The organism is Halomonas borealis, from assembly GCF_004798905.1.
Lineage (GTDB): Bacteria > Pseudomonadota > Gammaproteobacteria > Pseudomonadales > Halomonadaceae > Halomonas > Halomonas borealis.
In genome coordinates this window covers 1-14,508 of record NZ_SDMO01000008.1, presented here as the reverse complement: position 1 = coordinate 14,508, position 14,508 = coordinate 1, and the positions used below count along the sequence as shown (strand labels likewise).

The 14,508-nt window shown below is 66.4% G+C and carries 14 protein-coding genes; 13 read left to right on the top strand and 1 reads right to left on the bottom strand.

The window, feature by feature from the left end; genetic code table 11:
* The first annotated feature begins 119 nt into the window (after positions 1–119).
* Both ETC07_RS09440 and ETC07_RS09435 read left to right on the top strand, forming a co-directional pair.
* Complete coding sequence (locus tag ETC07_RS09440; protein ID WP_136248269.1) at positions 120–827, top strand: glutathione S-transferase N-terminal domain-containing protein; 708 nt, start codon at positions 120–122, stop codon at positions 825–827.
* Between the two features lie 309 nt (positions 828–1,136).
* Positions 1,137–2,627 carry a uracil-xanthine permease family protein gene (locus ETC07_RS09435; RefSeq protein WP_240724609.1) on the top strand — a complete coding sequence of 497 codons (1,491 nt, stop codon included), beginning with the start codon at positions 1,137–1,139 and terminating at the stop codon, positions 2,625–2,627.
* Between the two features lie 93 nt (positions 2,628–2,720).
* Here the strand turns inward: ETC07_RS09435 and uraD are convergent, their stop codons facing one another.
* Complete coding sequence (gene uraD, locus ETC07_RS09430) at positions 2,721–3,245, bottom strand: 2-oxo-4-hydroxy-4-carboxy-5-ureidoimidazoline decarboxylase (protein WP_136248268.1); 525 nt, start codon at positions 3,243–3,245, stop codon at positions 2,721–2,723.
* A 230-nt stretch (positions 3,246–3,475) separates the two neighbouring features.
* Here uraD and uraH point away from each other — a divergent pair, with 230 nt between their 5' ends.
* From uraH to ETC07_RS09375, 11 genes are all read left to right on the top strand, one after another.
* Positions 3,476–3,829 (top strand): hydroxyisourate hydrolase, encoded by a 354-nt coding sequence (uraH, locus tag ETC07_RS09425; RefSeq protein ID WP_136248267.1) that lies wholly within the window; start codon positions 3,476–3,478, stop codon positions 3,827–3,829.
* A 192-nt stretch (positions 3,830–4,021) separates the two neighbouring features.
* Positions 4,022–5,299 (top strand): urate hydroxylase PuuD, encoded by a 1,278-nt coding sequence (locus tag ETC07_RS09420; protein WP_136248266.1) that lies wholly within the window; start codon positions 4,022–4,024, stop codon positions 5,297–5,299.
* An 85-nt stretch (positions 5,300–5,384) separates the two neighbouring features.
* Complete coding sequence (locus ETC07_RS09415) at positions 5,385–6,119, top strand: GntR family transcriptional regulator (protein ID WP_136248265.1); 735 nt, start codon at positions 5,385–5,387, stop codon at positions 6,117–6,119.
* 300 nt (positions 6,120–6,419) lie between these two features.
* Positions 6,420–7,346, top strand: a complete 927-nt coding sequence (puuE, locus tag ETC07_RS09410; protein WP_136248264.1) for an allantoinase PuuE — start codon at positions 6,420–6,422, stop codon at positions 7,344–7,346.
* 68 nt (positions 7,347–7,414) lie between these two features.
* Positions 7,415–7,951, top strand: coding sequence for an ureidoglycolate lyase (locus ETC07_RS09405; protein WP_136248263.1), 537 nt, complete (start codon positions 7,415–7,417; stop codon positions 7,949–7,951).
* Positions 7,948–8,799: a bifunctional allantoicase/(S)-ureidoglycine aminohydrolase gene (locus ETC07_RS09400; RefSeq protein ID WP_136248262.1), complete on the top strand. Its 852-nt coding sequence runs from the start codon at positions 7,948–7,950 to the stop codon at positions 8,797–8,799. Before ETC07_RS09405 ends, ETC07_RS09400 begins: the two co-directional genes overlap by 4 nt.
* A gap of 350 nt (positions 8,800–9,149) precedes the next feature.
* Entirely contained in the window at positions 9,150–10,928 is a 1,779-nt protein-coding gene (gene gcl / locus ETC07_RS09395) for a glyoxylate carboligase (RefSeq protein ID WP_136248261.1), read from the top strand.
* 91 nt (positions 10,929–11,019) lie between these two features.
* Positions 11,020–11,796, top strand: coding sequence for a hydroxypyruvate isomerase (gene hyi / locus ETC07_RS09390; protein ID WP_136248260.1), 777 nt, complete (start codon positions 11,020–11,022; stop codon positions 11,794–11,796).
* A gap of 177 nt (positions 11,797–11,973) precedes the next feature.
* The gene (locus tag ETC07_RS09385; protein WP_136248259.1) at positions 11,974–12,861 is read left to right on the top strand and encodes a 2-hydroxy-3-oxopropionate reductase; all 888 of its coding nucleotides are present in this window, start codon (positions 11,974–11,976) and stop codon (positions 12,859–12,861) included.
* 181 nt (positions 12,862–13,042) lie between these two features.
* Complete coding sequence (locus ETC07_RS09380) at positions 13,043–14,368, top strand: glycerate kinase type-2 family protein (RefSeq protein WP_136248258.1); 1,326 nt, start codon at positions 13,043–13,045, stop codon at positions 14,366–14,368.
* Positions 14,365–14,508 (top strand): pyruvate kinase (locus ETC07_RS09375; protein ID WP_136248257.1); only part of this gene is annotated, 144 nt, incomplete at its 3' end. The genes ETC07_RS09380 and ETC07_RS09375, both read left to right, overlap by 4 nt.

Here is a 14,508-nt window from a genome sequence, read left to right as displayed (position 1 = left end):
GGCCGATGCACCGCTTCGACCAATAGACAAGAGAAGGTGAGGTGCCCGCACTATGGCGAGCGTGGCGCTGGCCTGTCACCATCGAGGCCTTCCTCCCAACGGCGACTTAAGGAGACGGCATGACACGCGTGCTCTATGACCTGAGTGGTATCGACGATCGGCTATATTTCTCCCCCTTCTGCTGGCGGGCCCGTCTCGCCTTGGCCCACAAGGGGCTGGCGCTGGAGACGCGTCCCTGGCACTTCACCGAGAAGGAGGCCCTGACGTTCTCCGGTCAGGGGCAGGTCCCGGTGCTGGCGGACGGCGACGAGGTGGTCCACGACAGCTACGAGATCATGCGATACCTGGATCGCGCCTATCCCGAATCGCCGCTGCTCGGCGACGGCGCGGCCGAGGCGCGCGCCCGCTTCTTCAAGCACTACTCCGAGCGCGCCCTGGCACCGGCCATCCTGCGTACCATCGTCATGGATCTGTTCAACGCCATCCATCCCGACGATCGCAGCTATTTCCGCGAGACCCGCGAGGCGCGCCTGGGGTGTACCCTCGAGGAGTTCCATTCGCCGGCCAAGGGACTCTCGCAGCTCGATACGGCCCTGGAGCCGCTGCGCGGCCGCCTGTCGGAGAGCGATTTCCTGGATGGTGATGCCCCCGGTGGCGCCGACTACCTGGTGTTCGGCTTCTTCATGTGGGCGTACTGCGTGTCCAGCGCCGACCTGATCTCCAATGCCGATCCGGTCTACGCCTGGCGCGAACGCATGCTCGATCTGCATGACGGGGTGGGCCGTCACGCATTGAGGGTCACCGATATCGAAGGGGCCTACCGCTAGGCGAACCGGGGCGGCAGGCGCCGCCAGAAGGTTAACGCGATGTTCGGCACCTGCCGGACATCGACAGGCCCGACCGGGCCTTCAGGGCCACCGCCATGCGGTGGCCTTTTTTTGTGCTGGCTATCGAGTTTTAAGCCCAGGCCGGGACTATCGGCGAGTTGTGAGGCGAATGTTTTATTGATTGTATACAGTTTTAGGATTTATGGTGTTTCCGATAAAGATAACCATGTATCCAATGCGTCGGCGTAAGACCCCCGACGAGACGATGACGGCTGAACGCACAACAACATCACACCGAAGGCCGAAACCATGCAGAGCAATGCCAGCAAGACGTCGCTATTCGATTTCCACGGCAGGCCGCGCTTGATCAAGGCCCTGCCGATTTCCCTGCAACACGTGCTGGCGATGATCGCCGGCGTCATTACTCCGCCGATCATCATCGCCGGGGTCGTGGGATCGTCCCCGGCAGAGAAGCTGCAACTGATCCAGATCGCCGTATTGGCCTCCGGGGTCTGCACGCTTTTCCATCTCTACGGTGTCTGGAAGTTTGGCGCCCGGCTGCCGGCGATCTTCGGGGTGGGCTTCGCCTATGTGCCGACACTGATCGCCGTGGGCGGTCAGTTCGGCATCGAGGGCATCCTCGGTGCCCAACTGGTCGGCGGCATCACCATGATGGTGGTGGGCTATTTCATCCAGTACATCCGTCACCTCTTCCCGCCGGTGGTGGCGGGCACCGTGGTGCTGGTGATCGGGTTGTCGCTGTACGACATCGCCATCCGCTACATCGCCGGCAGCGGCAACGTCGATGCGCCGCAGTTCGGCGAGCTTAAGAACTGGGGCGTGGGAGGGCTGACCCTGGTGACGGTGCTGTTGGCCTCCCAGTTCGGCCGCGGGGTGGTCAAGCTGTCGGCGATCATCGTCGGCCTGCTGGTCGGGTACCTGGTCGCGTTGCCGTTGGGCATGGTCGACTTCAGCCAGGTGGCCGGGGCCCGCTGGCTGGCCGTGCCGACGCTGATGCCATTCGAGATGGAGTTTCACTCCGCCGCCATCGTCTCGCTGGTGGTGATCTGTGTGATCAACTCGGTGCAGACCATCGGCGACCTGTCGGCGACCAGCGTGGCCGGCATGAACCGCGAGCTGAAGACCCGGGAGTTGACCGGCGGCCTGCTGGGCAATGGCCTGACGACCGCCGTGAGCGCCTTCTTCGGTGCCTTGCCGACCTCCACCTTCAGCCAGAACGTGGGCATCGTGGCGATGACCAAGGTCGTCAGCCGGGTGGTGCTGAGCATCGCCGGCGTGTTCATGCTGGTGGCCGGCTTCAGCCCCAAGTTCGGCGCGCTGATGACGACCATCCCCTACCCGGTACTGGGCGGCGCCACCATCACCGTCTTCGGGATGATCACCATGACCGGGATCCAGCTGTTGACCAAGGACGAGCTGTCGGCGCGCAACATGACCATCGTCGGCCTGGCCCTGGCGCTGAGCCTGGGCATCGCCGCGGTGCCTTCGGCGATCGCCGAGTTTCCCGAGACCCTGCAGAGCGTGATCGGCGGGGCGCCGATCGTGGTCGCGGCGATCACCGCCTTCGTGCTTAACCTGGTGCTGCCGCGTACCACCCTGGCGGATGAGGCGCGGGAGCGCGAGGCGATCGCCGAGGCGGATGCGGCCTCCGAGGCGGGCTCGGACGCAAAGGCGCAAGAGCCTTCGGAGCCTCAGGCCTCTTCCGCGTCGCAAGCGTCCCCCGAGTCGAGGTCATCCGGTGCACGAATGTCGGGCGCCGCGGCGAGCTGGCAGCGCTGATGGCGGTCGAGCCAGGGTCATGAGCCCCTCGGGTCGATAAGCAAGAAGCGCCGCCGGGGATCCGGCGGCGCCTCTTGGTGCGGACGGTGTCGATCAGTCGGCGCGTGCTTCCAGTCGGAAGGCGGCGATGTGGTTGATCTGCTCGATGGCGGTGCGGCGTTCCTCGTCGAGGCCATGCTCCAGGCGTGTCGCGAAGGCGGCCAGGATGGCGTGGCGGTCGCTGCCCTTGACCGCCATCACGAAGGGAAAGCCGAAGCGCTGCTTGTAGGCGGCGTTGAGACGTTCGAAGCGGGCCATCTCCTCGGGCGTGCACTGGTCGAGGCCGGCGCCGGCCTGTTCACGGGTGGAGTCGTCGGTGAGCGCCCCGGAGATGGCCGCCTTGCCGGCCAGGTCGGGGTGGGCGCGGATCACCTCGAGCTGGCGCTCGGGGGCGGCCTCGTCGAGCACACGGCCCATGGCGACGGCCAGCCCTGTGGGGCTGTCCTGCTCGGGGCCCAGGCCGTGTTGCCAGGCCAGCTCGGCCACCCAGGGCGAGTGCTCGTAGATGTCGCCGAATTGCTCGACGAAGGCCGCGTGGTCCAGCTGGCTGGGGCGTGGGGATAGCGTCTTTGAGGTCATGCATCGGTCTCCAGAGTGGCGCGACAGGTGAAGCTCAGGGTATCAGCCAAAAGTGTATACAATAAAGTATTTGAAATGTACTCCATATAAAGCTAGAACTGTTGCTAGATATGGCGTCCGGGCGGCAGGCCCATCGTTCGCGATGATATGCCCGCCGGACGGGCGCCCGATGCCGCGAGCCTTCGACGGCGCAGGCGGCCGACACCATGCACATCATTGAGGAGACGACGATGGGTTATCTCACCACCCACGTGCTGGACACCGCCCTGGGCCTTCCGGGCGAGGGCATCCGTATCGAGATCTATCGCCTGACGGATGGCGAGCATCGACGGCTTGGCGAGGTCGTGACCAACGACGATGGTCGCTGTGACGCGCCGCTGCTGGAAGGCGAGACCTTCGTCGCCGGCGAGTATGAACTGGTCTTCCATGTCGGCGAGTACCTGGATCGCCGGGGTGTCGCCGCAACGGCGCCACGCTTCCTCGACGCGATCCCGCTGCGTTTCGGCGTCGCCGATGCCACCCAGCACTATCACGTCCCCCTGTTGCTGTCGCCGTATGGCTACTCCACCTATCGGGGCAGCTGAGGACACGCTGATTCATGACGGCGTTGGGCATCCTGGCCGTCGGCGGTGCTCGCCATCCTCATGTGGCAGGCGACATTCCGGTGACGACGATCCGGCGGCGACCCGCCTTCCCGCGCTCGTGACATGAATCAGCCGTTTCCTGTAGCGCTCGAATCGAGACAACCATCACATAATTCCAACGAGGCCTGACCGATGGAAGCCTACTTACTCGACTTCGCCAACCTGCTCTTGAGGTGGCTGCATGTGATCGCCGCCGTGGCCTGGATCGGTGAGTCGATCTATTTCGTGATGCTGGACAACGGCCTGCGCTCGCCCAAGGCGGCGGAAGACCAGCACAAGGGCGTGTTCGGTGAAATGTGGGCCGTGCATGGCGGCGGTTTCTACCATAACCAGAAGTATGCCAGTGCCCCGGCCAAGCTGCCCGCGGACCTGCATTGGTCGTTCTGGAAGGCCTATACCACCTGGCTGTCGGGCTTCGGGCTGTTCATGCTGCTCTACATGGCCAACCCGAGCTTCTACCTGGTCAACCCGGGCAGCAGCTGGGAATGGGCCGCCAGCCTGAGCGGCTGGCAGGCCAACGTCGTGGCGCTGATCTTCCTGCTCGGCGGCTGGGTCGTGTACAACGAGATGTGCAAGCGCATCAGCCCCAACATGGAGCGCGATGGCTTGCTGAGCCTGGGCGTGGCCGTGCTGATGGTGGTCGTCGCCTACCTGAGCACCCAGATATTCGCCGGCCGCGCGGCCTTCCTGCTCACCGGCGCGGTGATGGCCACCGCCATGTCGGCCAACGTGTTCTTCTGGATCATCCCCGGCCAGCGACGCATGGTGAAGGCGATGAAGGCCGGCGAGACGCCGAACCCCATCGACGGCAAGCGCGGCAAGCAGCGCTCGGTGCACAACACCTACTTCACCCTGCCGGTGGTACTGCTGATGCTCAGCAACCACTATTCCTTCGCCTACACCCATGAGTTGTCCTGGCTGATCATGGTGTTGTTCATCTTCGCCGGGGCGCTGATCCGCCAGTTCTTCGTGCTGATGCACGCCGGCCAGACGAAGCCGGCCTATCCGGCCGCCGGGGTGGCGCTGATCCTGGTGGCGGTGTGGATCGGGGCGCCGTCCGGCAGCAACGACGCCGCCAGCGCCAGCACCGAGTCGCCCACGGTCGGTGAAGAAGCCTCCGCTCCCGGCGGCGATGAGGCCGCCGGGAGCGGTAGCGAGATCGCGGCCGAGGGGGCGATGGGCGAGGTTCATGCGATCATCGAGGAGCGCTGCGTGTCCTGCCATGCCCAGCACCCCGAGCATGCAGGCTTCGCGGCGGCGCCCGCCGGGGTCAGCCTCGAGACCGAGGACCAGCTGCGGCGCCAGGCCGCGCAGGTCAAGCAGGTGATCGCGAGCGGCTACATGCCGCTTGGCAACATGACCCAGATGACCGACGAGGAGCGTGCGACGATCGCCGGCTGGGCCCCCTGAGCCCGCCGCCGCCATGCGCCGGTCGTGTCGTGGCAAGCAAGGCGTATACAATGAGGCTCGGGAATCGTCACAAGGTGAGTCATCCATGAGTCAGCGTCAGGTCGACGCCGCGAGCCAGCCGGCTTCGGGTAACGAGTCATCCGGGCAGCACGGCGACGAACGCCACGCGGCGATCCATCGCTCGATCAGCGATGCGATCATCGAGCATCGTCTCAAGCCGGGGGCGCGGCTGCGCGAGGATGCCCTGTCGGAGATCTTCGGCATCAGCCGTACGGGCATCCGCAAGATCCTGCAGCAACTGGCCCTGGAGCAGTTGGTTACGCTGACCCCACGGCGCGGTGCCAGCGTGACACGGCCCACCGCCGAGGAGGCCCGAGATGTCTTCGCGGCGCGTCAGATGGTCGAGTGCGGGTTGATGCCGGACGTGGCGCGACGCATCGACGCCGCCGACCTCGAGCGACTGCATGACATGGAGCGTCGCGAGCGCGAGGCCCTGGAGGCCGGCGAGCAGAGCGCCGCGATCAAGCTGTCCGCCGCCTTCCATGGCGTGCTGGCGAAGCTCTCCGGCAACGCCACCCTGGCGGCCTTCGTCGAGCAGCTCTGTTCACGCTCCTCGCTGATCCTCGCCGTCTACGGCAATGCCGGCCATCTGGGCTGTGAGACTCACGACCACGAGAGCCTGCTGCGCCACCTGGAGCGCGGCGATGGCGAGCGGGCCCGCGACTTCATGAGCCGTCACCTCCAGGCGATCGAGGCCTCGCTCGCGATCCATGAGCCCGAGGATGAAGCGCCGGACCTCTACGAGATCTTCTCCGACTGAGCCCCTTGGCGAGCCGCGGGTGGCGTGTATGCCGCCTGCGAGGTCGGCGCCCGCTGGCCTGAGCGACCGCCATGAGGCTGGCTGCGCGTGACGCTATCGGGGTCGACTATCGAGTGGCTTGCAAGTCGATTGGGTACAGCTCTACAATCTTATTGTATACACTTCATGTCGTTCATGAGGGTGCCCCGCATCGATGCTTGTCCGGGCCGTGGACGCCGCGCGCTCGCCATCGGTTGTCATCTCGCGACAGCGGTCGGCCGCCACTCTCGATAACTCTCGACAACAACAAGAGGCCTCGCCATGACCCCGACACGCGACTATCCGCGCGACCTGATCGGCTACGGCCGCACGCCGCCCGAGGCCAAGTGGCCGGGCAGGGCGCGGATCGCCGTGCAGTTCGTGCTCAACTACGAGGAGGGCGGCGAGAACTGCGTGCTGCATGGCGACGAGGGCTCCGAGCAGTTCCTCTCCGAGATCATCGGCGCCCCGGCCTTCCCCGATCGCCATCTGAGCATGGAGTCGATCTACGAATACGGCTCGCGGGCCGGCGTGTGGCGGATCCTGCGTGAATTCGAGCGGCGTGGCCTGTCGTTGACGGTGTTCGGCGTGGCCATGGCGCTGGAGCGCCACCCCGAGGTAGCCCACGCCTTCAAGGAGCTGGGTCACGAGGTCGCCTGCCACGGCTATCGCTGGATCCACTACCAGAACGTGCCGGAAAGCGTCGAGCGTGAGCACATGCGTCGTGCCATCGAGATCTTCCAGTCGCTCTACGGCGAGAAGCCGCTGGGCTGGTACACCGGGCGCGACAGCCCCAACACCCGCCGCCTGGTGCTCGACGAAGGCAACTTCCTCTACGACAGCGACTACTATGGCGATGACCTGCCGTTCTGGACCCGCGAGGCCGACAGCCAGGGCCAGGAGCATCGCCACCTGGTGGTGCCCTACACCCTGGATACCAACGACATGCGTTTCGCCGCGCCCCAGGGCTTCAACACCGCGGACCACTTCTTCAGCTACCTGCGCGATGCCTTCGACGTGCTCTACGCGGAAGGCGAGGACACGCCGAAGATGCTTTCCGTGGGCATGCACTGCCGCTTGCTGGGGCGCCCCGGTCGCTTCCGCGCCTTGCAGCGCTTCCTCGACCACATCGAGGCCCACGATCGCGTCTGGGTCACCCGCCGCGTGGACATCGCCCGCCACTGGGCCGAGCATCATTCGGCCACCTGAGTCATCCGATGCGTGTCGGGGCAGAGCATCGCGCCTCCCCGCCAGGCGTTTCAGCAGGAGACATCCGCATGTTCGACCTCCAAGCTCGGCCCCTGACGCCGGAGGCCTTCGCCCCGTTCGGCGAGGTGCTCGATGCTCGCACGTCCGATCATTTTCCCATCAATGCCGGCCGCACGCGGCGCCACCATGACCTGGCCCGGGTCGAGACCCTCGGCGAACAGGCGCGCACGCTGATCAGCATCTTCGTCAGCCAGCCGGTCGCGGTGCCGCTGGAGCTCGCCTTCCTCGAGCGCCATCCCCAGGGCAGCCAGGCCTTCATGCCGCTGCACGAGGAGCGCTTCATCGTCGTGGTGGCGCCAGCGGGCGAGGCCATCGATCCCGCCGAGGTGCGGGCCTTCGTCACCGACGGCCGCCAGGGCGTCAACTATGCGGCCGGCACCTGGCACGCCATCCAATCGGTGCTCGAGCGCGAGGGCGAGTTCCTGGTCGTCGACCGCGGCGGCGAGGGCAACAACTGCGATGAACATCCGATCGAACTCCGCGTGACCCTGCCACCAGGCGAGGCCGTCGCACCGAGCCACCGCGCACAGGAGCCCACTCCATGAGTCAGCCACGCCAGTCCTCTCATCAGTACTACGCCCCCCGGGGCGGTCACCCGAGCCAGCAGGTGATGACCACCGACCGGGCCATGTTCACCGAGGCCTTCGCGGTGATCCCCAAGGGCGTGTATCGCGACATCGTCACCAGCAAGCTGCCGCACTGGGAGAACACTCGGCTGTGGGTGCTGTCGCGGCCGTTGTCCGGCTTCGCCGAGACCTTCTCCCAGTACATCATGGAGGTCTCCCCCGGTGGCGGCAGCGAGCGGCCGGAGACCGACCCCGGCGCCGAGGGCGTGCTGTTCGTGGTCGACGGCGAGATGACGCTGACCCTCGACGGCGAAGCGCATCGCATGGTGCCGGGGGGCTATGCCTTCATCCCGCCGGGCAGCGACTGGCAGCTGCGTAACGAGGCCGATGCCCCGGTATGCTTCCACTGGATCCGCAAGGCCTACGAGTTCGTCGACGGGATCGAGGTGCCGGAGGCCTTCGTCACCAACGAGAACGACATCGCGCCCACGGTGATGCCCGACTGCGACGAGGTCTGGGCGACCACGCGTTTCGTCGACCAAGACGATCTGCGCCACGACATGCACGTGACCATCGTCACCTTCCAGCCGGGTGGCGTGATCCCCTTCGACGAGACCCATGTGATGGAGCATGGCCTCTACGTGCTCGAGGGCAAGGCGGTCTACCATCTCAATCAGCAGTGGGTCGAGGTCGAGGCCGGCGACTACATGTGGCTGCGCGCCTTCTGCCCGCAGGCCTGCTATGCCGGCGGTCCGGGGCCCTTCCGTTACTTGCTGTACAAGGACGTGAATCGGCACATGGCGTTGCCCTACAGCCAGCGTCGTTGAGTCGGCGCGTCACACAACGGCATCGCTCGGGCGCGTGACATGCCCCGCGCGGAAAGAGGCTGCATCCAGACGACACCCGCCCTTCGGCGGGTGTCGTCGTTGGTGGCCTCGAGCCGCGCAGGGGGCGGCTCGAGGCCGGCGAGTGGTGGCAGCCAGGGGCGAGCCCTTGGGTCGTTCCTTAGGGAAACATGGCTTTTTCCTTCAAGATGCTGAAAATAATGGTTTTTTGTAGTCGATAAATAAATTGGAAAAATTTTCCATAGGCCATTGACGAAATGTCGCCCATCCGCCTAGTCTTTGTATACAGAAAATGTTTCCAAAAACATAACAATCGACTGGAGGAGCTCGCCATGGCTCGCATGACTGCTGCGGAAGCCGCCGTTCACGTGCTGCGCAAGGAAGGTATCGATGTCGCCTTCGGCCTGCCCGGCGCCGCCATCAATCCCTTCTATGCCGCCATGCGCACGGTCGGTGGTGTGGATCACGTGCTGGCGCGCCACGTCGAGGGGGCCTCGCACATGGCCGAGGGCTACACCCGCACGAAGCCTGGCAACATCGGCGTGTGCATCGGCACCTCAGGCCCGGCCGGCACCGACATGATCACCGGGCTCTATTCGGCCATCGCCGATTCCATCCCCATCCTGTGCATCACCGGCCAGGCGCCGGCCAGCAAGCTGCACAAGGAGGACTTCCAGGCGGTCGACATCCAGGCCATCGCCGACCCGGTCACCAAATGGGCGATCACCGTGCGTGAGCCGGCCCAGGTGCCGCGGGCCTTCCAGCAGGCCTTCCAGATCATGCGTAGCTCCCGCCCGGGACCGGTGCTGCTCGACCTGCCGATCGACGTGCAGATGACCGAGATCGAGTTCGACCCGGATACCTATGAGCCGCTTCCGGGCTACAAGCCCGCCGCGACCCGTGGCCAGGTCGAGAAGGCGCTGGGCATGCTCGACGCGGCCGACAGACCGCTGCTGGTGGCCGGGGGCGGCATCATCAACGCCGATGCCAGCGACCTGCTCACCGAGTTCGCCGAGATCACCGGGGTGCCGGTCATCCCGACGCTGATGGGCTGGGGCACCATTCCCGACGATCACAAGTTGATGGCCGGCATGGTGGGGCTGCAGACCTCGCACCGTTACGGTAATGCCAGCATGCTCGAAGCCGACTTCGTGATGGGCATCGGCAACCGTTGGGCCAACCGTCACACCGGGGATCTGGCCACCTATACCGAAGGCCGAACCTTCGTTCACGTCGATATCGAGCCGTTCCAGATCGGCCGCATCTTCGGCCCGGATCTCGGCATCGTTTCCGACGCCAAGGCGGCCCTCGAGCTGTTCGTCGAGGTGGCCAAGCAATGGCAGGCCGAAGGCAAGCTAAAGGATCGCAGCCAGTGGGCCGAGGAGTGCCAGGAGCGCAAGCGCACGATGCTACGCAAGACCCACTTCGACGACGTGCCGGTCAAGCCGCAGCGTGTGTATGAGGAGATGAACCAGGCGTTCGGTAAGAACACCCGCTACGTGACGGCCATCGGCCTGTCGCAGATCGCCGGCGCCCAGTTCCTGCACGTCTACAAGCCGCGCCACTGGATCAACTGCGGTCAGGCCGGCCCGCTGGGCTGGACCATCCCGGCCGCACTGGGGGTGCGTCGCGCCGATCCGCAGGCTGACATCGTGGCGCTGTCCGGCGACTATGACTTCCAGTTCATGATCGAGGAGCTGGCGGTGGGGGCGCAGTTCAACCTGCCCTACATCCACGTGCTGGTGAACAACTCCTACCTGGGGCTGATCCGCCAGGCCCAACGCGGCTTCGACATGGACTACCAGGTCCAGCTGTCGTTCGAGAACATCAACTGCCCGGAGATCAACGGCTACGGCGTGGATCACGTCTCCGTGGTCGAGGGCCTGGGTTGCAAGGCGATCCGCGTGACCGACCCCGAGGAAATCGCCTCGGCACTGGCGGAGGCCAAGCAGCTCAAGGACCAGCACCAGGTGCCGGTCGTGGTGGAGGTGATCCTCGAGCGGGTCACCAACATCTCGATGAGCGGCAAGGACTTGAGCACCGTCAACGAGTTCGAGGCGCTGGCCGAGAACGAAGCCGACGCCCCGAGCTCCATCGCCGCCCTGCGCTGAGGACGGTGGTCGCCCGGCCATCGGTGGGGACCGGTGGCCGGGCGGCCCGCGACGTACGCTGACATACACGAGAAGACACAGGGAGATTCACATGGCCAAGTTTGCCGCCAATCTCAGCATGCTGTTCCCCGAGGTCGACTTCCTCGACCGCTTCCAGGCCGCCGCCCAGGCCGGCTTCAAGGGCGTGGAGTACCTCTTTCCCTACGACTTCGAGGCCGCCGAGATCAAGCAGCGCCTCGACGACAACGGCCTGACCCAGGTGCTGTTCAACCTGCCGGCCGGTGACTGGGGCGCCGGCGAGCGCGGCATCGCCTGCCATCCGGATCGCGTCGAGGAGTTCCGCGCCGGGGTCGATCGCGCCATCGAGTACGCCAAGGTGCTCGGCAACACCCAGGTCAACTGCCTAGCCGGCATCCAGCCGCAGGACGTGAGCGATGACGAGGCCCGCAAGACGCTGGTCGACAACCTGCGCTTCGCCGCCGAGAAGCTCGAGGCCGCCGGCCTGCTGCTGATCGCCGAGCCGATCAACACCCGCGACATCCCGGGCTTCTACCTCAACCGCACCGAGCAGGCGCTGGCGCTGTTCGACGAGGTGGGCTCGAGCAACCTCAAGCTGCAGTACGACATCTATCACATGCAGATCATGGAAGGGGACCTGGCGCCGACCATCGAGAAGCACCTCGATCGCATCGCCCACGTTCAGATCGCCGACAACCCGGGCCGTCACGAGCCGGGCACCGGCGAGATCAACTATCCCTTCCTGTTCGGCCACCTCGAGCGCCTGGGCTACCAGGGCTGGATCGGCTGCGAGTACAAGCCGGCCGGCTCGACCCAGGAAGGCCTGGGCTGGCTGGATGCCGTACGCTGAAACGCGACGGCGCTCGGCATCTCGATCGCCGGCGGTGCTCGGAGTCCTCATGTACGGACGTATATGCCGGCTCCTCCGCGCCGGCGGCGACCGACCCGCCATCGCGCGTAACGCGTTTCGCACCAGGACAGATCGAGAGACGATGCGACGCACCACGCAAGTGACAGGAGAATCATCATGAGCAAGATCGGTTTTATCGGCCTTGGCATCATGGGCCGCCCCATGGCGGGCCACCTGCTGGACGCCGGCCACACCCTCGCCACCGTCAAGCGTGGCAGCCTGGACGAGACCCTGGCCTCCAAGGGCATGCAGGAACTCGATGATCCCAAGGCGGTCGCCGAGGCCTCCGAAGTGGTCATCACCATGGTGCCGGACACCCCCGACGTCGAGCAGGTACTGTTCGGCGAGGGCGGCGTCATCGAGGGCCTCCAGCCCGGCACCCTGGTGATCGACATGAGCTCGATCGCCCCGCTGGCCACCCAGGAGTTCGCCAAGCGCATCCAGGACGCCGGCGGCGAGTACGTCGACGCCCCGGTCTCCGGCGGCGAGGGCGGCGCCATCAACGCCGCCCTGACCATCATGGTCGGCGCGACCCCGGAAGGTTTCACTCGGGCCGAGCCGCTGCTCGAGATCATGGGCAAGACCATCACCCACATCGGCGATCAGGGCGCCGGCCAGACCTGCAAGGTGGCCAACCAGATCGTCGTCGCGCTGACCATCGAGGCGGTCTCCGAGGGCCTGCTGTTCGCCTCCAAGGCCGGCGCCGACGTGGCCAAGGTTCGCGAGTCGCTGCTCGGCGGCCTGGCCCAGTCGAAGATCCTCGACGTGCACGGCGAACGCATGATCAACCGCACCTTCGATCCCGGCTTCAAGATCAAGCTGCATCAGAAGGACCTCAACCTGGCACTCGAAGGCGCGCGCAGCCTCGACCTCGCGCTGCCCGGCACCGCCAATGCCCAGCAGCTGTTCCAGGCCTGTGCCGCCAACGGCGGCGCCGACTGGGATCACGCCGGCATCGCCCGTGCCCTGGAGCGGCTCGCCGACCATGAGATCGGCAGCCACTGAGTTTGTCCCGCCGTGCATCGAGCGATGCTCGGCGGGAGACAGGGGAGGTGACTGCTCCCTGCGGGTAGGCGTCGGGTCGTCGTCTACCTGGATCGTCGCTTGACGGTCCCTTGCCCGGTATCGAGCCTTCCCCTATAGACCCTGGCTCGTCACCGGGCCCTTTTGCCAAGGAGACCCCCGAATGAATGCCCCTTCCCCTCCGTTTCCCCGTGTGCGCCCCGAGACGGCGCGCGCCTGGCTCAGGCGGCTCGGCGATACCGCCGTGGCGGCCGTGCATCCCGACACCCTGCTGCCCGACCGGCTGCCCGATCCCCCGGCCGGCCGCACCCTGGTGGTCGGGGCCGGCAAGGCGGCGGCGGCCATGGCAAGCGCCCTGGAGCGTGCATGGATGGCGCGTCAGCCCGAGGCGCCGCTGTCCGGCCTGGTGGTGACCCGCTACGGCCATGGTCCTCAAGGTCGGGGCACCGAGTGTCGCCATATCGAGGTCCTCGAGGCCGCGCACCCGATGCCCGACGACCTGAGCGAGCGAGCCGCCCGACGCATGCTCGAGGCCGTCGAGACGCTGGGTGAGGAGGATCGGGTCATCGCGCTGGTCTCCGGCGGCGGTTCGGCCTTGATGACCCTGCCGGCGCCGGGTATCCCGCTTGACGAGAAGCAGGCCATCAACAAGGCACTGCTGAGGAGCGGTGCACCGATCCGCGAGATCAACGCCGTGCGGCGGCACCTGTCGGCGATCAAGGGCGGGCGCCTGGCCGCGGCCGCGCACCCGGCCCAGGTGCTGACCTGGCTGATCTCCGATGTGCCCGGCGACGAGGCCTCGCTGATCGCCTCCGGGCCGACCCTGCCCGATGCCACCAAGCCGGCCGAGGCGCTGGCGATCCTCGAGCGCTACGGCATCGTGGTATCCGCGGCGGTGCGCCATCAGCTGGAAGCCAATCATGAGGCGCCGCGCCCGGAAGATCCGGGCTTTTCCCGCGATGTCCACGAGATCCTGGCCCGCGCCCGGGATGCCCTGGCGGCCGGCCGCGAGTCCGCCGAGGCCGATGGGGTCGAGGTGCGCCTGCTGGGCGATGATCTCGAGGGTGAGGCCCGGGAGCTGGGAGGCGAGCACGGGCGCATGGCGCTCGCCGCTCAAGCCGAGCTCGAGCGTCCGCTCTTGATCCTGTCCGGGGGCGAGACCAGCGTGACGGTCGCCGGTGATGGCCGCGGCGGGCGCAACGTCGAGTATCTGCTGGGGCTGTTCACGTCCCTCGAGGGCGCCGAGGGGATCCACGCCCTGGCCATCGACACCGACGGCATCGACGGCTCCGAGGACAACGCCGGTGCCATCTTCGGCCCCGACTGTTGGGCGCGCATGGCATCGCTCGGCCTTGACCCGGCGGCCTATCTGTCACGCAATGATGCCTATACCTTCTTCGAGGCGCTCGATGACCTGGTCGTGACCGGGCCGACGCGCACCAACGTCAACGATTTCCGTGCCATCCTGATACTGCCGAGGCGCTCATGACGCGACTGCCGCCCCATGCTCCGATCCACGAGCCGATTCGCCGCACCAAGATCGTCGCCACCCTGGGCCCCGCCAGCGACCGGGAGGGCGTGCTGGAGCGGATGATCGCCGCCGGCGTCGACGTGGTGCGCCTCAACTTC